16 protein-coding genes and 2 tRNA genes are annotated in these 16529 nt (G+C 62.8%); 9 read left to right on the top strand and 9 right to left on the bottom strand.

Features of this window, described 5'->3' with window-relative positions; all coding sequences use genetic code 11:
- Positions 1-216 precede the first annotated feature (216 nt).
- Positions 217-293 (bottom strand) — tRNA-Asp (locus tag BPNPMPFG_RS02275).
- A gap of 217 nt (positions 294-510) precedes the next feature.
- Between BPNPMPFG_RS02275 and BPNPMPFG_RS02280 the strand changes: the two genes are divergently transcribed.
- A tRNA-Val gene (locus tag BPNPMPFG_RS02280) sits at positions 511-586 on the top strand.
- 31 nt (positions 587-617) lie between these two features.
- On the opposite strand, the gene BPNPMPFG_RS02285 is transcribed toward BPNPMPFG_RS02280, so the two are convergent.
- The 6 genes from BPNPMPFG_RS02285 to BPNPMPFG_RS02310 form a co-directional block, all read right to left on the bottom strand.
- Positions 618-845, bottom strand: a complete 228-nt coding sequence (locus tag BPNPMPFG_RS02285) for a hypothetical protein (RefSeq protein ID WP_258593062.1) — start codon at positions 843-845, stop codon at positions 618-620.
- Positions 846-1070: 225 nt separating this feature from the next.
- Positions 1071-1841, bottom strand: a complete 771-nt coding sequence (locus BPNPMPFG_RS02290; RefSeq protein WP_258593063.1) for an SDR family oxidoreductase — start codon at positions 1839-1841, stop codon at positions 1071-1073.
- Between the two features lie 13 nt (positions 1842-1854).
- On the bottom strand, positions 1855-2850 hold the full coding sequence (locus tag BPNPMPFG_RS02295) for an ABC transporter permease (RefSeq protein WP_258593064.1): 996 nt from the start codon (positions 2848-2850) through the stop codon (positions 1855-1857).
- A 123-nt stretch (positions 2851-2973) separates the two neighbouring features.
- A complete protein-coding gene (locus tag BPNPMPFG_RS02300) occupies positions 2974-4014 on the bottom strand; it encodes a sugar ABC transporter substrate-binding protein (protein ID WP_258593065.1) in 1041 nt (346 codons plus the stop codon).
- A 39-nt stretch (positions 4015-4053) separates the two neighbouring features.
- Positions 4054-4818 carry an ATP-binding cassette domain-containing protein gene (locus BPNPMPFG_RS02305; protein WP_258593066.1) on the bottom strand — a complete coding sequence of 255 codons (765 nt, stop codon included), beginning with the start codon at positions 4816-4818 and terminating at the stop codon, positions 4054-4056.
- Positions 4815-5981, bottom strand: coding sequence for an ROK family transcriptional regulator (locus BPNPMPFG_RS02310; RefSeq protein WP_258593067.1), 1167 nt, complete (start codon positions 5979-5981; stop codon positions 4815-4817). The genes BPNPMPFG_RS02305 and BPNPMPFG_RS02310 overlap by 4 nt, the downstream gene beginning before the upstream one ends.
- Positions 5982-6201: 220 nt before the next feature.
- Between BPNPMPFG_RS02310 and BPNPMPFG_RS02315 the strand changes: the two genes are divergently transcribed.
- Both BPNPMPFG_RS02315 and BPNPMPFG_RS02320 read left to right on the top strand, forming a co-directional pair.
- A complete protein-coding gene (locus BPNPMPFG_RS02315; RefSeq protein ID WP_258593068.1) occupies positions 6202-7380 on the top strand; it encodes a M24 family metallopeptidase in 1179 nt (392 codons plus the stop codon).
- Positions 7367-8587: a M20 metallopeptidase family protein gene (locus tag BPNPMPFG_RS02320; protein ID WP_258593069.1), complete on the top strand. Its 1221-nt coding sequence runs from the start codon at positions 7367-7369 to the stop codon at positions 8585-8587. The genes BPNPMPFG_RS02315 and BPNPMPFG_RS02320 overlap by 14 nt, the downstream gene beginning before the upstream one ends.
- Before the next feature lie 71 nt (positions 8588-8658).
- On the opposite strand, the gene BPNPMPFG_RS02325 is transcribed toward BPNPMPFG_RS02320, so the two are convergent.
- Entirely contained in the window at positions 8659-9963 is a 1305-nt protein-coding gene (locus tag BPNPMPFG_RS02325) for a M23 family metallopeptidase (RefSeq protein ID WP_258593070.1), read from the bottom strand.
- A gap of 269 nt (positions 9964-10232) precedes the next feature.
- Here BPNPMPFG_RS02325 and BPNPMPFG_RS02330 point away from each other — a divergent pair, with 269 nt between their 5' ends.
- The 5 genes from BPNPMPFG_RS02330 (at position 10233) to BPNPMPFG_RS02350 (ending at position 12351) form a co-directional block, all read left to right on the top strand.
- A complete protein-coding gene (locus tag BPNPMPFG_RS02330; RefSeq protein WP_258593071.1) occupies positions 10233-10580 on the top strand; it encodes a hypothetical protein in 348 nt (115 codons plus the stop codon).
- A gap of 15 nt (positions 10581-10595) precedes the next feature.
- Positions 10596-10844, top strand: coding sequence for a hypothetical protein (locus BPNPMPFG_RS02335; RefSeq protein WP_258593072.1), 249 nt, complete (start codon positions 10596-10598; stop codon positions 10842-10844).
- Positions 10845-10860: 16 nt separating this feature from the next.
- Positions 10861-11172, top strand: a complete 312-nt coding sequence (locus BPNPMPFG_RS02340; RefSeq protein ID WP_258593073.1) for a peptidoglycan-binding domain-containing protein — start codon at positions 10861-10863, stop codon at positions 11170-11172.
- Between the two features lie 382 nt (positions 11173-11554).
- On the top strand, positions 11555-12160 hold the full coding sequence (locus tag BPNPMPFG_RS02345) for a phage tail tip lysozyme (protein WP_258593074.1): 606 nt from the start codon (positions 11555-11557) through the stop codon (positions 12158-12160).
- Complete coding sequence (locus BPNPMPFG_RS02350) at positions 12127-12351, top strand: hypothetical protein (protein WP_258593075.1); 225 nt, start codon at positions 12127-12129, stop codon at positions 12349-12351. Before BPNPMPFG_RS02345 ends, BPNPMPFG_RS02350 begins: the two co-directional genes overlap by 34 nt.
- 213 nt (positions 12352-12564) lie before the next feature.
- Here BPNPMPFG_RS02350 and BPNPMPFG_RS02355 read toward each other — a convergent pair whose 3' ends face one another.
- Positions 12565-13032, bottom strand: coding sequence for a peroxiredoxin (locus BPNPMPFG_RS02355; RefSeq protein WP_258593076.1), 468 nt, complete (start codon positions 13030-13032; stop codon positions 12565-12567).
- 95 nt (positions 13033-13127) lie between these two features.
- On the opposite strand from BPNPMPFG_RS02355, the gene BPNPMPFG_RS02360 reads away from it, so the two are divergent.
- Positions 13128-16526 carry a DUF3971 domain-containing protein gene (locus BPNPMPFG_RS02360; RefSeq protein ID WP_258593077.1) on the top strand — a complete coding sequence of 1133 codons (3399 nt, stop codon included), beginning with the start codon at positions 13128-13130 and terminating at the stop codon, positions 16524-16526.
- Positions 16527-16529 lie beyond the last annotated feature (3 nt).

A 16529-nucleotide genomic window follows, 5' to 3' on the forward strand; every position in this document is an offset into this window, starting at 1 on the left:
CTCGAGATGAAGATTGCAGGTGGGAGCCGGCTGCGTAGATCCGACTCTGAGAACGCTGTTTGTCTTTTGACCCAACCCACGAGCAAGTCCTTGGGCCGATACACGAGGATTGAACTCAGATCGAAACGATCTGAGTTACTTCATCCAAGATGACAATTTTTGACAATCAACGTCGACATTTCTCCGAAGCCAAGGGCTTGATACCCCAAGGAGAAATGGCGCGAGTGACGGGGCTCGAACCCGCGACCTCCGGCGTGACAGGCCGGCACTCTAACCAACTGAGCTACACCCGCGCATTGACGAGCACGTGTCAGCCGTGTTCGTCGTTGGGCCGCTGGATAAGGGGTTCGCCACCGGGTGTCAAGCGCGGCAAGACAGCATAACAGCAAACAGGAGAAGGTTTTTTGACAGCCGGCGTTTTGTTGGCAAAACCAGCCTCCAACCAGGGCATCCTCAGCTCATTTGGCCTTGCGAAGCCGACCCCGACCGCTTAAAGGTCCGGCCCGGAGCGGGCGATTAGCTCAGTTGGTAGAGCGCTTCGTTTACACCGAAGATGTCGGCGGTTCGAGCCCGTCATCGCCCACCATTCCAATCCACACAATCCATCCACGGCCGCGTCAATGGCGAAGCGTGCGATGTAGTGCGGCTGGTCGCCCGTTGGCGGCGGCTTCACAGACGCGGCTGAGGTCGGCGCGGATATTGTCGGAGTTCAACAACTCGGTCGCCTCCGGATAGCCCTCGGCAACCAACGTGGCGATGATGATGGCCGGACTGCCATGGCTACCGCTTTCCGCCAGCGCATGCGCACGCTGAAAGATGTGGTCGGTTCTGAGTGGATCGATCATTTCCAGCCCCTCTGCCGGTTGTTGTCTGATCAACAACCTTTGAGAGGCGCTTGCGTTCCGTACTGTTTTTCGAGTGGATCTCGGCATGCATTGAGCGAAACCACAGAATCGGCTGCTCAGCGATACTGTACAATCTTTGTCCAGACGGTCACGTCACGAGGCGCAGCGCGTCTATCGCTTAGCCATTACGGGAGGTCGAATCTTGCTTTTGCCCTAACTCAACGATCACGGCGGCAGGAGCCGGAAATCGTTGCCCTCCGGCAGCAATTGCCCACCATCGACAACAATGGTCGTGCCGGTGATGTAGCAGGCGTCGTCGGAGGCGAGGAACAGGAAGGCATTGGCGACGTCGCGCGGGCTGCCGAGCCGGCCGAGTGGGATGGAATCTTCCATGTTCTTGATATAGGCCGCGCCGCGATGCAGCTCGATCGCTTCGGTCAGGATGTTGCCGGGCTCGACGCCGTTGACGGTGATGCCGTAGCCGGAGAATTCGAGTGCCGCGGCACGGATGAAGCCGTTGATGCCGGCCTTGCTGGCCGAATAGTGGCCGTGGCCGGGGCTGGTGACATGCGGGCCGGTGATGGAGGAGGTGTAGAGCATGCGGCCAAAGCGCTGCGCCTTCATCGGCACCAGGGCCGCGCGGCTGGCATTGAACGTGCCGCGCAGATTGACGGCCATGACACGGTCCCAGTCGTCCGCGCTGGTGTTCTCGATCAGCTGCCAGGGATAGATGCCGGCATTCTGCACTATGATGTCCAAGTGCCCATGCCGGTCCAGTGCCAGCGCCACCGCGGCCTCAGCTTCGGTCATTTGCGAGATGTCGGTGCGGATGAAGGCAGCGCCAAGCTCGTTGGCGGTGACTTGCCCGGCCGCAACCTCCGTGTCGGCGAGCACAAGCCTTGCCCCTTCTTCAGCGAAGCGCAGCGCGATGCCCTTGCCGATGCCGCGGGCGCTACCGACGATCAGCGCCACCTTGCCTTGCAGTCGTCCGGTCATGCGAGCCCTCCTGTCATGCGAGTCTTTGGCGAATGGTTTGCTTGAAGGCGTCGAGCAGCACGGCGGCCAGCACCAGCAGGCCGTGGATCACCTGGGTGAAGTTGGCCGGCAGGCCCATCAGGTTGATCGCTGTGTTGATCGCCGAGAGCAGCAGCACGCCGGCATAGACGCCCGGCAGGGTGCCGACACCGCCCTTCAGGCTGACGCCGCCGATGACGACGGCGGCGAAGGCGTTGAACAGCAGGCCGACTCCGAGATTGGCGGTGGCGCCCGACGTGCGGATCGCCAGCAGCCATCCGGCGAGGCCGGCGATGGCGCCGGCCAGCACGAAGGCGATGATCAGATTGCGGTTGACGCGGATGCCGGCGCGGAAGGTCGCCGTCTCGTTGCCGCCGATCATCACGAGATGCCGGCCGAACGGCGTCTTGGCCATGATCAGCGAGAAGACCACGAAACAGGCGACCGCGATCCAGGCGGTGAGCGGCAGGCCGACGAGGCGCTGGATGCCGAACCAGCGGATGGCCGGCGCCAGGTCCTGCGCCGAGCGGCCGCCCGAGATTACCAGCACCAGGCCGCGCACCCAGATGTAGGAGGCCAGCGTGATGATGAAGGCGCTCATCTTCACCCGCACCACCAGATAGCCGTTGAAGGCGCCGATCAGGCCGCCGACGGCGATTGCCAGCAGCAGCGACACCGGCACCATCAGCCATTCCGGGTGCAACTGGACGCGAAGGCCGATACCCGACGAGCAGAACAGGATGCCGACCCCCATGGCGCTCAGCGCCGCCACGGATTCGACCGACAGGTCCATGTGGCCGGCGATGATGACCAGCGCCAGTCCGATCGACATGACGCCGAGCACGCTCGACGCCTCGATGATGTTGGCGAAAATGCCGAGCTGGAAATAATTCGGGATGAAGATGGAAAAGACTATCAGCACGAACAGCAGCATGAACCAGACGAGGTTGTCGAGGACGAACTCCAGGGCGTGACGCGTGCGGGGGTTCATGGGCTGATCCGGCTGGCGCATGCCTCCGAAATCAACTCGATTTCGGGAAGAGATCATGCGCGATTGGAATTGCGGAGGATTGGCTCCGGACCGTGACGGTCCGGAGCGTTTTGCGCGACGTGCCTATTCGGCTGACTTGACGGTGTCCGTCGGCGGCTTCTGGTTGCCCCAGAAGGCCGGGTTGTCGACATTTTCCTTGGTGATGGCGGCACCTGGGATCTTGATGTTCGGCCCCCAGGCTTCCTTGGTCACGGTCGACTTCAGGCCGAGCACGTCGTATTCGCCGGGCTTGATCTCCTCCTTCTTGACGACCTTGTCCATGAACATGGCGACAGCCGCGGCCTGCGCGTAGAGCGGTTGCTCGACTTCGACATTGAGCCAGCCCTTGCGGATCAGGTCGAGGCCGACCGGAGCACCGTTCGAGCTCATCAGCATGACGTCGCCCGGTTTTTTGCCGGCGGCCTCGAGCGAGGCGACGGCGGCGACCGAGAGGTGCGCGGCATGGCTGAAGATCAGGTCGATATCGGGGTTGGCCAGCATCTGGTCGGCAACGATGGTGCCGGCATTGCTGGCCTCCCACTGCATGGCCGGCAGCGAGATGATCTTGACGTCCGGGAACGCCTTCATCTTCTCCGCAAAACCCTTCTGGATATCGAGCGTGTAGGGGTCGCCGGGATCGCCCAGCACCTGCAGCACCTTGCCCTTCACAGAACCGTTCTTGGCCTTGAGCAGCTTCTCGGCCTGGTCCGCGGCGACGTAGCCGATCTCGATCGTTCCCGCGACCGAGGTGAAGTCGGACGGCGTCGACGTGATCTGGCGGTCGAACTCGACCACCGGGATGCCGGCGGCGCGTGCGGCCTCGATCGACGGTTTCAGGGCGTTGAAATCGACGGCGGCGAGGATGATGGCCGCCGGCTTCAGCGCGATGACGTCGTTCATCTGCGATTGCTGCGCGTCGGTCTTGTTGTCGGCGTTCAGCGTCTTCACCTCATAGCCGACCTGCTTCAGGAACAGCTCCAGCGCGCTCACCGAGCCGGTCTGGAACTCGTCGAGCAGTGTCGGCACCATGTAGTAGACGGTCCCCTTGGACTGGGCGAATGCCGGCGTGAGCGTGGCAAAGGCCAGTGCCAGGATACCGAATAGAGCAAGAAGTATTCGCTTCATGTCGTTCGCTCCTGTTGAGCCGGACCCCTCTTTTGTCCCTCAGCCCGCCGGTCCGGCACCGGCAAGCGTCTCACCGGTGATCATGTTGATCACCGCGTCGGGACTTGTTTTGTTGCGTGCGACGTCGCCCGCCACGACGCCTTGCCGGATCACCACGATCCGGTCGGCGACCTGGAAGGCCTGCTGCATGATGTGGGTGATGATGACGACGCCGATGCCCTGGCTCGCCACCTGGCGGATCATGTCGAGACCGCGCCGTGTCTGCTCGACGCCGAGGGCGGCGAACGGTTCGTCGAGCAGAACCAGCTTGCCGCCCCAATGCACGAACCGGTTGAGTTCGATCGCTTGCCGCTGGCCGCCCGAAAGATGCTCGACATTGGCGCGCAGCGAGGGGATGCGGGTACCGGCGCTGGCCAGCGCCTTTTCGACGACGGCCTCCATGGCGCGCTCGTCGAGCACGGGTATGCCAAGAACCTTCCTGGTGATCTCGCGGCCCATGAAGAAATTGGCGACCACGTCGACATTGGTGCACAGCGACAGGTCCTGGTAGACGGTTTCGATGCCCGCCGCCTTGGCTTCCGCTGGCGACCGGGCGAGGAACTCCTTGCCCTCGAACAGCATGCGGCCCGAAGTCGGCTCCAGCCCGCCGGCGATGATCTTGACCAGCGTCGATTTGCCGGCGCCATTGTCGCCCAGCAGCGCCACGACTTCGCCGCGGCCGATCGAGAAGCTGATGCCTTTCAGCGCTTCGATCGCGCCATAATTCTTGGTGACATTGTCGAGCACCAAAAGGGGTTCGCTCATGCCGCAATCCCTCCGCTTTTCAAGAGATCGCGCCCGCGTTCGCGTTCGGCGGTGAATATCTGCCCGAAGCGCGGCGACAGCACGCCGGAAACCGCAAGGGCGGCGGCGCCCCGCAACACCGAATGCTGTCCACCGTGCGCGACCATGATTCGTGGCGTCGTGCGGTCCTTGCGTGCGGAGACGGAGTTGTGCAGGCCTTCGGTTGAACCAGCCAGCCGTTCGAGCAGATCGGTGGACGCCAGTCCGCCGAGGATGATCGTCTCGGGGTCGAACAGGTTCTCGATGACGGCGACGGCATTGCGAAAGACCGGCGCGACTTGCGCCACCCAATCGGCCTCGCTGCCATTCCAGCGCCGGAGCGCTTCGAGCGAGAGGTACCTTTCGAGACAGCCCCGGTTGCCGCACGGGCAAATCTCGCCGCCGGGAACGACGGGAATGTGCCCGACTTCGCCGGCATTTCCCCAGGCGCCGCGCAACACGCTGCCGTCATGGACCATGACGCCGCCAAGGCCGACGCCGAAATAGAGATAATAATATTCGGAAAATTGAGCGCCGAGGCCGTAGAGACGCTCGCCCATGGCGGCCGCCGCCATGTCGGTTTCGAAGAAGGCCGGCAATCCGGTGGAAGTCGCCAGTCGCTCCCGCAACGCCACGTCCTTCCAGCCGGTCATGGTGGTCGGGCCGACAAAACTCATGGATTCGACCCCGAACGGGCCGGGCAGGGCAAGGCCGACGCCCAGAACCCGTCCTCCGGCCCGCAATCTGGTCAATTCAACCACCATCGCTCCGATCAGATCGAAGGCATGGTCGGGCGTCGCGTTCGGTGCCTCGCGATAGGTGCTTTCGATCACATCGCCGCTCAGATTGATCAAAGCGGCATTGATGCCGAGCGGGGTGATGTGAATGCCGACGGCATAGCCGCCTTCGGGATTGATGCGCAGGGTCGCCGGAGGCAGGCCGCGACCCTTCGGCTCTTCGCGCAGCGACAGGATGTAACCCTGTTCCTCCAACTCGCGGACGATGGTCGATACCGTCTGCACCGTGAGCCCGACGCGGCTGGCGATCTCGCCGCGGGCAATTGGTCCGTGCAGGCGGATGGACTCAAGCACGATGCGCCGGTTGTACGGCCGCCCGAACTCCTGATTGGTCCCCCGCAATGCCATGACATGCGCCCCTTAGGAGAGGGCAGCTTCGCACCGCTTATTTATTCAGTCAAATGGAATTCAAAAATAAGTCGAGGCAAAACCAAAATCGGACAAGCGCGTGAATCATGTCCGGTTTTAGGACCTGCCCACATGTTGTCCTTGGCCGATTGCCCAGCTGTCAAAACCTCTTCAATGGTGAGCGAACCCCGACTGTCGAGATAGCAAGCTTGGAGTAGAGATGATCGAATTGCCGTTTGCCCGCGACGAGTACCAGCAGCGGCTTCGCAAGATCCGCGCCGAAATGGCCAAGCGCGGTCTCGAACTCCTTGTCGTCAACGACGTTGCCAACCAGCATTACATCACCGGCTATGATGGCTGGTCATTCTACACGCCCCAGGTCGTGCTCGTTCCAATCGAAGAGGTCGAGCCGATCTGGATCGGGCGCGCCATGGATGCGGCCGGTGGGCTTCTGACAGCCTGGATGAAGCCCGAGAACGTGGTCGGCTTCCCGGAGGATCACGTTCAGCGTGCCGATCGCCACCCGATGGACTGGATCGCGAGTTGGATCGTCGCGAAAGGCTGGGGTATCAGGCACATCGGCATCGAGCTCGAAGCCTATTATTTCTCGGCGAAAGCCCATGCCCGGCTTGTCGCCGGACTCCCCAATGCCAAGTGGCATGACGCCGATCTCCTGGTGAACTGGATTCGCGCGGTCAAATCGGCGCCCGAGATCGCCTATTTGCGCAAGGCGTCGACCTTGGCCGAGGCGGCGGTCACGCGGGCCTTCGAGGTGATCGCGCCTGGCGTTCGCGAGTGTGACGCCCTTGCCTCCATCCAGGCGGCGCAGATTGCCGGCAGTCCGGACTTCGCTGGTGACATCACCGCTTTGCCGCCGACGATTCTCGGCGGCGAGAATGCGTCCGCGCCGCACATCATGTGGAGCGACAGGCGGTTCGGAGACAACGAGACGATTGCCCTGGAACTCGCCGGTGTCTGCCGCCGCTATGCTGCCGGCCTCGCAAGAACCCTGCAACTCGGCAAAACGCCGACAAACGTCTCGGATACAGCAAAAGCGGTGATCGAGGGCATGGACGCGGTGCTTGATGCGGTCAGACCAGGAACGACCGCCGAAGCTGTCGAAGCTGCCTGGCGCAAGGTCATTCACCGCTACGGACTGAAGAAGGAATCGCGCATCGGCTATTCGATCGGCGTCGCCTATCCGCCGGACTGGGGCGAGCACACGATCAGCCTCAGGCCGGGCGACAAGACAGTGCTTGTATCAGGCAACGTCGTTCATTCCATTCTTGGTATGTGGATGGACGGCTGGGGCATCGAGATCAGCGAGACCATCCTGATCACCGAAACCGGCAATGAGACCCTGACGAAGTTTCCGCGAGAGATCCATGTCAAATCCTGAGGGCGCTGCCATGGCAGGCGGGTTTGCAACTCCCGGCACAGTCGATATCGATGCCGGAATTCTCGATCGGATGATCGAGATCCGCCGCCACCTGCATCGCAATCCGGAGCTTTCGAACCGCGAAGCCAACACGCAGCGTTATCTGCGGCAGATGCTGGCCGGCGAGGGCATTGCCGACATTCGCGACGTCGCCGGCTTCGGCCTGGCTGTCGACATTGTCGGCACGGGCAAGCCGTCCAATCGCAAGGTGGCGATACGCGCCGACATCGATGCCTTGCCGATCGAGGAGGAGTCCGGTGTCGACTATGCGTCGCTAAATCCAGGTGTGATGCATGCGTGCGGTCACGACGCTCACGCGTCGATGGCCTTCGCGGTTGCCGCGCATCTTCACCAGTCGCGGAATGATTTTGGCGGAACCGTCCGTCTCATCTTCCAGCCGGCCGAGGAAGACGAGCCGTCGGGCGGCAGACGCGTGGTGGAGGAGGGGCTTCTCGACGACGTCGACGCCGCCATCTGCGTTCACGTCGATCCGTACACACAGTCCGGCAAGATCGCTGTGAATTCCGGTCCGTACACCCTGGCATGCGATACGTTCGATGCTGTTGTCACAGGCTCGGCCGCGCATGCGGCAAAGCCGTATGAGGGCATCGATGCGATTACTGTGGCCTGCTCCATGGTGAGCGAACTGCAGAAGATCGTCTCGCGCGAGATCGACCCCTATGATCCCCTGGTCATATCCGTGACCGGGATCAACGGCGGCAGCGCCTACAACGTGATCGCCGGCAAGGTCGCGTTGAAGGGGACCATCCGCAGCGGCAGCGACGCAACCCGTGAACGGGCCTGGCGCCGCGTTCGTGCCATACTGGAGGGAATTGCGACGAGCCACGGCGCCAGTGTGCGGCTCGATATCCACAAGGGCGAACCGGGGGTCGTCAACGATGTCGAGATGACGGAGCTGATCGTCGCCAGCGCTGGGGCCTGTGTCGGTGCCGACAATGTGCTCAGCACGCCTGGATGGACCATTGCGGACGACTTTGGCTACTACAGCGAGAAGCGTCCGTCGGTCTATTTCCGGCTCGGAATCCGCAATGAAGACGTCGGATCGGTGTTTCCGCTTCATCATCCCCGGTTTCGCGTCGATGAGGCCGCCTTGAAAGTCGGCGCGGCCACCCTGGTTTCGGCGGCGACGACGTTCCTGTCGATGTAAAGGGAAAATCCTGGCTGAAGCGGGACAAAGCTGATCCCGGAAGGCCCCGATCAGTTCAACGCCTGCGAAGCTCAGAGATACTGGGCGACTTTCTTGCCGACCGTGAGGAAGCGCAACGGATCGATCGCTTCGCCATTGTGGCGCACTTCGTAGTGCAGATGCGGGCCGGTCGAGCGGCCGCTGCTGCCGGTCTTGCCGATGACGGCGCCGGCGTCCAGTTTCTCGCCCACGGTCACGTCGATTTCGCTGAGATGCCCATAGCGCGTCGCAAAACCATTGCCGTGATCGACCTCCACCATGCGGCCATAGCCGCCGTTCCAGCCTGCCTTGGTGACGATGCCGGGCGCCGTGACCTTGGCCGGCATGCCGATGGGGGCCCTGAAATCCATGCCGGAATGGAGTGCTGCGGTGCCGAGGATGGGGTCGGTGCGCACGCCGAACGGGCTGGTGACGGAATGACCCGGAGCCGGATTGGTCAGCGGCAGCTGGCGCGCTTCCTTCTTGAGCTGGTCGAGCGTGTCCAGCGCCTCGTCCAGTTCCTTGACTTTGCTGTCGAAGATCATCGAACTGTTGAGCGGGATCAGCGGACCGCCGACATCGCTCTCGTTCTTGCCGAAATCGCTGTCGACCGGCAATCCGGCCGCCGCGAGCGCCTGCGTGATGGCATCGGCATTCTTGTAGGCATTGGTGGCAAGCGTGCTGATGCGGGTGAGTTGATCGCTTTCGATGGACTTCAGCGACTGGTTGATCGACACGAACAGTCTGTCGGCACGATCGGCGGCTGAATCGTTGGGCAGCGGGTCGGAGCGGGTCGACCACAACGAGAACGGCCTGGTGTCGCCGGCGCCGAGGTCGGCACCCAGGCTGGCGACCGCGTAGTTCCTCTGCGCGGGCAGGGTGATGCTGCCGGTCACCTCGGCGCGCTTGTCCGGTTTGCCGGCCGCCGCCGGATCTTCGGGCGCGGCACCGACGTCGTTTTCGGCGCGTTCGAGCAGCGGGCCGAGGCGGCCATGACGCTGGCTCAGCTGGCTCTGGCGTTCAAGCAGTTCGCTGACCTTGGTCTCCATCAGCTGCTGGTCGAGCAACTGGCGGCTGGTGATGCGGTCGACCTGGGCGCGAAGCGCCGAAATGCGATCTTCATAGGCCTGCTGCATACGCGCCTGCCGCGCCGTGGTGGCGCCGATCAGGTCGTCGCGCAGCACGAGGTAGGAGGTGGCCAGCAGGTAGCCGATGGCGATGGCGGCCAGCGCCGAACCGATAAAGGCCGCCAGCCAGGGGCGGATCGTGAAGTGCCTGATCTCGTTGCCCCGGGCGATGATGACCGTATGGGGCTCTTTACGCCTGCCGAAGACTGGTGACTGACCGGTTGCGTTCACGGGACCAAGCTTTCGTTTACGACACCACGACAGCTTGATTACACATCATTAAGGTTAACCGTCCGTTGATTTGGCACAACCCCTTGCATTCCATGGGTTGCAGCCTTGCCGCAATAAGAACATGAGGCGAACGTGAGGCGCGGAAAAGCGCGCCTCACGCCCCACGTGGGGCTTTTACGCCGCAGCCTTCAGTTCGCCCGCGCCTACAGCGCCTCGCAGCAGCTCCTCGTGGGTGACGGACTTGCGAGCTTCCGATCGGGCTTCACGGCTTGGCCGACGCCATGGTTCACGCTGGGGCTCGCACCAGCGTTGCGTTCACCGCGCTCAACGCCAAGGTCACACTTAATGACGCCAATGCCGTAAAAACCGGTCGCTCGGGGTTGATCGAGGGCATGTTCAACATTGCAGCAGGATCATTCGCGCGGTTAGACGTGTTCGCTCGGCTGCCCACCAACTACGCGCCCCGCAAATCAACGATGGCGGTTCTTTCAACGGGCGAGTTCGGTTCGGTCCCGGTGCGAATTACGACAGCGGGCGACATCATCCTGGAGGGAGCGCTGACCATCGGTGCGGCCACCTATGGCAACATCGTTTGCGTATGGATCATCGACACATAGAAAGGGACTGGAAGCATGTCGTTCGACAAGGAAGCCATTGACGCGACCACGGTTGCGGCGGAATTGTTGGGTATCGAGGCCGCCGCTCTTCTTGCTGTTGCCGAGGTCGAGTCTGCCTTGTGGGAGCTTGATCCCCCAAAGGCCTCACCGCGCATTGGAAAAATCTCGGGTATCCCAATGCTGCCGCGCTGGTGGCAGAGGCACTGTCGGCGCCAGGCGAACCCGCCCGCATCATCGCGTCATTCATCGACAGGGTTGGCCTGACCTTGAATGCGCACAGATGGGCCTCATCGCGCGCGGGTATTACGGCGCGTCCTATGCGCGTGACGGCTATCATGCGCTACTGGCGGCGGCTTACGAGAAACACAGGCCCGCCGGTAGCAGCCATCCCCCACATTCCATTCCTCGAATGCAGGAACGCCTTGTACAACACGGCTTTACGCTCGTAATTGATGGCGACCGCGGGCTGAAAACGCAGATGGCGCTGCGAAGCTTTCAGGAGTCGAAGGGCCGCGATGTGGACGGCGTCTGCGGCCCGTCACATGGGCGGCTCTTGAAGCGGGATAGTCGATCAATAGCAGGCATCAAGTAGGAGCGCTTCCACTACTGGGGAGTCGCCTTTACGGACCTTTTCGTAAAAGTCCTCCTTCAGGTCATCGCAGAAGTCGGCGGCATCCTCCTGAATGGTATTTCTGGATAGCCACGTCCACCCCACAAGCATGGCTAGAGTAAAAGCCACCCACCCCAAGCGCCCCACAGCGAAAACCCTCCCCAGTCGAAGACGTTGAATAGCTCGACTGCTTTGGGAACACAATACAACCTTTCTGCCTTATGCCTTTTAACATCGCTGGCGTATGGGCGGCGACCATAGCCACAATCCAAAACCGGAGCAATCCGCTACCGCCGTCCTAAAACGCAACACGTGCCGCTTAAGTCTACCTTTCCACGCGACCCAATCTCGCGGAGGTTTTGGCATGACAAAGGGCAAGGCGCAGGATCTGTTTCGTTCGAAGGCACCGTGGATCACGGCGCTGTTGATCCGCGATTTCAAACTCGACCTCGACAGCGCCGGCGCCATTCTCGGCAATCTCGGGCATAAATGCGACGGCTTCACCGCCATGCAGGAAATCAAGCCGACCGTGCCCAGCTCGCGCGGCGGCTATGGCTGGCCGATCTGGACCGGCCCGCGCCGGCGCAGCTTCGAAGCCTATTGCACGCGCTCGAGGCTTTCGGCCGCCAGCGACCAGGCCAATTACGGCTTCCTGTTTTCCGAGCTGAAGGGCGCCTATCGCGGCGCGATCGCCAAGCTGCAGGCGGCCAAAGGGCTGGCGAACAAGGTCAAGGCATTCGAACTGGCCTATAAACAGGCCGGCAAGAAGAACTACGCCAGCCGCAACCGGTGGGCATCGATCGCGCTCGACGCATGGCATACCAATAATGACTTGCCGACGCTGCCCGCATGGGCGCGGCCGGCCGCCGCGGAGCCCGCTGGCCCGGCGGTGAAGCCCGCTCCCGCGCCCCCGCCGGTGGTGTGGAAAAGCCTGTCGTGGCCGATCCCGGCGAGATGCACAAGCCGGTGACCAGGACCAAGACGTTTTGGACATGGTTGCTCACGGCGATCGGCGCGCCCTTCGCGGCGTTCGGCGGCATCGACTGGCGCGTGCAGCTTGCGATCGTCGTGGTGATCGTCGGCTTTGCCGTCTACGGCATCACGCGCCGCGCCCAGCTCGCCCAGGCAGTGCGGGAACTCCGCGCGGATATCGAAGGATGATCGCGGCGCTGCTCAAAATGGCGCTATCGCCGGCAGGGAAGGCGCTCGGCGCGCTTCTCCTTGCCGGCAGTCTATTGGGCGGCCGTACGCCTAGGCTTATTCCAGTGGCCGCGCAGCCGGCCGCATGGAGCAATTGCAGGACACCGTGGCAGCCTATGAAAAACGGACGGGGATCGACAGGGGAAGGCTCGTCGGTCTCGCCGGCAAAAAACCTCAAAGCGCGCGGACGGCTTCCAGCACCTCTTCGGCATGGCCCTTGACCCGGACCTTGCGCCAGATCCTGGCGATCCGGCCGTCAGCGCCGATCAGGAACGTCGCCCGCTCGACCCCCATGTACTTGCGGCCATACATCGATTTCTCGACCCACAGATGATAAGCCTCGATCACCTTGCGCTCCTCGTCGGCGGCGAGGTCGATTGTGAGATTGTATTTCGATTTGAACTTGTCGTGCTTTTTGACGTTATCAGGCGACAGGCCGATCACAACGGCGCCCGCCTTCTCGAATTCCGGCTTCAGTTGCGAAAAGCTGATCGCCTCTTGCGTGCAGCTTGTTGTGTCGTCCTGCGGATAGAAATAGAGGACAACGGGCTTGCCGGAGGATGCGGTCAGGCTGAGTGATCCGCCGCCGTCCCGCGGCAGGTCGAATTGCGGCGCAAGATCGCCTACGTCGAGGTCAGCCATATCGATGCCCTTGTTTGAGGTTACGCGCGAAGCCACTCCGATATAGTGTCGAGCGGGGATTCGTCCACGATCGAGTTCGTACAACGGAAAATTGCGTGGATCAGGAGCAACCGCAGCACGAGAAGATCCGGTTCAGGCGTGATGAGATCACCGACCTGGGGACCTTTCCGTCCGCGTGTCGTGTGCCGCCGCTCGGTCAGGCCCGGATCGGACGCGGCTTTCGCATCCTGGCAAGGGTGTTCGCCGGTTTCGCCAGCTTCGCCTTGTTGGCGGCGGTCGTTGTCTATCTGATCGGTGTCTCCGGCGTTGGCTCCGAGCGGCTGCGGACGGAAGCGGAAACCGCCCTGGCGAAACTCGCCGGCGTCGATGTCGGTGTTTCGGTCGGACCGGCGCGCATCACCCTCGATGGATCGAGCTTCATTGCGTTGCAGGTCAGCGACGTCAGCCTGAAGACCGCCGACGGCAAGCCGATGGCGGATGCGGGCCGCGTGCGCTTCGGCGTGCGCCTGATGCCGCTGCTGTGGGGGGATGTGCGGCTGACCAGCGCCAGGATCTCCGATGCGCGCATCGTCGTGGCGGCGCTGCCGTCCGGCGGCGACTGGGCAGCAAGCCTGCGCAACGAGGACGGCCTCATCGATCCGGAGAAACTATCCACCGCGGTGTTCGGCAACGTCAACCGCGCGCTCGACGCGGTGCGGGAAGATTCGCTGCGTCGGATCGATCTTCGTAATGTCGAATTCGTGCTGCCCGAAGCCGGAACGATCAAATTGGTCAAGATCGCCGACGCCAGTGTCGTACAGTCTGGGCCGGGCGGCATGCAGTTTTCGTCGCAGGCCGATGTCGATGGCAGGGGGGTTACCGTTGCTGCCTCCGCCACCCGCGATGTCGCGGCACACCGCGTGACGGCGCTGGACGCGAGCATCGATCTCGCGGATGCCAGTGTTCTCGCGGCCGCTGCTGACACCACGGCCACTGCCGGGAAGCTGGGCGCGGTCGCGCTGAAGCTGACGGGATCGGAAGGGTCCGGCACGAATGCATCACGGCTGACGGCCGCTCTGTCGTCGACGGGTTCCGTCCTCGATCTCGGCACACGTGGGCTGCTGCCCGCGGACGTCGACGTCAACGCCACGTTGGTTGCCGGCAGCAACAAGGTCCAGGTGGACAGACTGCTGCTGAAGACCGGCCGGTCGACATTCGATTTCGCCGGTTCGATCGGGCCGAAGCCGGCGACCGGAGCGGCGGGTGAGCAACCCTCCTATCGCTACGACCTGACCAGCGATGGTTCGTCGCTTGCGCCTTCGGAGTCGCCTGAGCCCGCACTCGGGTTCCTTGCTCGAATTGCCGGCGTCTACAATACAGTGAGCCACAAACTGGTGGCCGAGCAGATCGCTGTTCGTTCCGCCGCCGGCGGCGAGGTTCTGGGAACCGCCGCCGTGGAGTTCGTCGACGGCCAGGCGCCGGGGATCAATCTGGCGTTCAACGTCCATGACATGCCGGTCTCCCACGTCAAACAGCTTTGGCCGTGGTTTTCGGCGCGCAACGCCCGGCTCTGGGTGCTGGACAATTTGTTCGGCGGTCGCGTCGTCGATGCCAATCTTCAGTTCCAGGTCGTGCCTGGCCGCCTCGGCAATGGCGTGCCGCTGTCCGCCGAGGAGGTGTTCGGCCGCTTCCAGATCGAAGGATCGCGTTTCGATACCGCCGGCCGCATTCCGCCGATACGCGACGCTGTCGGCGTTGTTGGTTTCCATGGCAATGATGTCGACATCTCCCTGTCCTCGGGCACCGTCTTCATGCCCAGCGGCCGCACCGTGGCGGCCAGCAACGGCACGCTGACAGTCAAGGCCGCCAATCATCCGCCGGTCATCGGCGCGCTCGACATCGACGTCGCTGGCGATGCGGCCGCCGTCGCCGAACTCGCCTCCTACGAACCGATCAACGCCATGCGCCATGTAGGCTTCCTGCCGGAAGACCTGTCGGGCAGCGTCACCGGCCATGTCAGGGCCGACATTCCGTTGCAGTCCGGCGTCGACAGTTCGAAGCTCGATTGGCTGGTGTCGCTCGACTATAGCGGCATGTCATTGGCCAAGCCGTTCGAGGGCCAGACCGTGACGGGCGCCGACGGTTCGATCACCGTCGGCCCTGAAAAAGCGGTGATCTCCGCCAAGGCATCGCTGAACGGCATTCCGGCTGAACTCAACCTGATCGAGCCGCTCGGGGATGACGGACCGCCGCCCAGCCGCAAGGTGGCCTTGGTGCTCGACGACAAGATCCGCGCCGCCGCAATGCCCGGCTTGACGCCGCTGCTTGGCGGAACGGTGAAGGTCGCGATCGACAAGAGCGGCAGCGGCGACCAGAGCGTCTCTGCCGATCTGACCAGCGCCAGGCTGGACATTCCCTGGGCTGGCTGGAGCAAGGGTGCGGGGGTCCCCGCCAAGGTCACCTTCGTCATGACCAAGTCCGGCGACACCACGACGCTGTCCGACTTCAATCTCGACGGAAAGACCTTCTCCATCGACGGCAGCATCGTGCTGGTCAATGGCGCCTTGTCTTCCGCAAAGTTCAGCAAGGTCACCTTGAACAGGGGCGACGATGTCGCCGTGTCGGTGAAGCGGTCCGGTAAGGGCTATGCGGTCGACATATCAGGCAACGCGCTGGATGCCCGCTCGCTCATCAAGCAGTTCACCTCGGACGTCGACACCGCGACCAAGACCACCGGTTCCGATGCCATTTCCGTCAGCGCCGATGTCGCTCAACTGACCGGTTTCCATGACGAGCAATTGTCCAACCTGAAGCTCGACTATAGCGCGGCCGGGTCGAGGGTGAACGGGCTGAAGGTCAGCGCCACGGCCAGTTCGGGCGCCGCCATAACCATCAGCAACACGACCGGCGCCGGCCGGCGCGCGCTCAACATGCAGTCCGCGGACGCCGGCGCCATCCTTCGGTTCCTCAACATCTATGAGCACATGGAAGGCGGGGCGATCACGCTGGCGCTGGCGGGAGCAAGCGACGGGCCTATGACGGGCAAGGTGGATACGACGAATTTCGTCATCGTCAACGAGCCGAAACTGGCCTCCATCGTCTCGACCACGCCGGCCGGCGACAGCCGCAGCCTCAATCAGGCGGTCAAGGGCAAACTCGACACGTCACGGGTGAATTTCGAACGCGGTTACGCCGAGATAGACAAGGGCAGCGGCTATCTGAAGCTGGCCAATGGCGTGCTGCGCGGCCCGCGCATCGGCACGACGTTCCAGGGCACGCTCTATGATCAGAACAACAACATGGACATGACCGGCACGTTCATGCCGGTCTATGGCCTCAATCGCATCTTTGGTGAATTGCCGCTGGTCGGCGCGCTGCTCGGCAATGGCCGCGACCGCGGCCTGATCGGTGTCACCTACCGGCTCAAGGGCAATGCCAACAAGCCATTGCTCGACGTCAATCCGCTGTCGGTCATCGCGCCTGGGATATTCAGGTCGATCTTCGAATATCGGTGATCG

Source organism: Mesorhizobium sp. AR07, assembly GCF_024746815.1.
GTDB lineage: Bacteria > Pseudomonadota > Alphaproteobacteria > Rhizobiales > Rhizobiaceae > Mesorhizobium.

Coding starts and splice junctions, on each gene's coding strand:
- BPNPMPFG_RS02295 (WP_258593064.1), bottom strand. CDS start 2,850: ATGAACCCCCGCACGCGTCACGCCCTGGAGTTCGTCCTCGACAACCTC.
- BPNPMPFG_RS02315 (WP_258593068.1), top strand. CDS start 6,202: ATGATCGAATTGCCGTTTGCCCGCGACGAGTACCAGCAGCGGCTTCGC.
- BPNPMPFG_RS02300 (WP_258593065.1), bottom strand. CDS start 4,014: ATGAAGCGAATACTTCTTGCTCTATTCGGTATCCTGGCACTGGCCTTT.
- BPNPMPFG_RS02305 (WP_258593066.1), bottom strand. CDS start 4,818: ATGAGCGAACCCCTTTTGGTGCTCGACAATGTCACCAAGAATTATGGC.
- BPNPMPFG_RS02285 (WP_258593062.1), bottom strand. CDS start 845: ATGATCGATCCACTCAGAACCGACCACATCTTTCAGCGTGCGCATGCG.
- BPNPMPFG_RS02345 (WP_258593074.1), top strand. CDS start 11,555: ATGACAAAGGGCAAGGCGCAGGATCTGTTTCGTTCGAAGGCACCGTGG.
- BPNPMPFG_RS02290 (WP_258593063.1), bottom strand. CDS start 1,841: ATGACCGGACGACTGCAAGGCAAGGTGGCGCTGATCGTCGGTAGCGCC.
- BPNPMPFG_RS02355 (WP_258593076.1), bottom strand. CDS start 13,032: ATGGCTGACCTCGACGTAGGCGATCTTGCGCCGCAATTCGACCTGCCG.
- BPNPMPFG_RS02335 (WP_258593072.1), top strand. CDS start 10,596: ATGTCGTTCGACAAGGAAGCCATTGACGCGACCACGGTTGCGGCGGAA.
- BPNPMPFG_RS02320 (WP_258593069.1), top strand. CDS start 7,367: ATGTCAAATCCTGAGGGCGCTGCCATGGCAGGCGGGTTTGCAACTCCC.
- BPNPMPFG_RS02340 (WP_258593073.1), top strand. CDS start 10,861: ATGGGCCTCATCGCGCGCGGGTATTACGGCGCGTCCTATGCGCGTGAC.
- BPNPMPFG_RS02310 (WP_258593067.1), bottom strand. CDS start 5,981: ATGGCATTGCGGGGGACCAATCAGGAGTTCGGGCGGCCGTACAACCGG.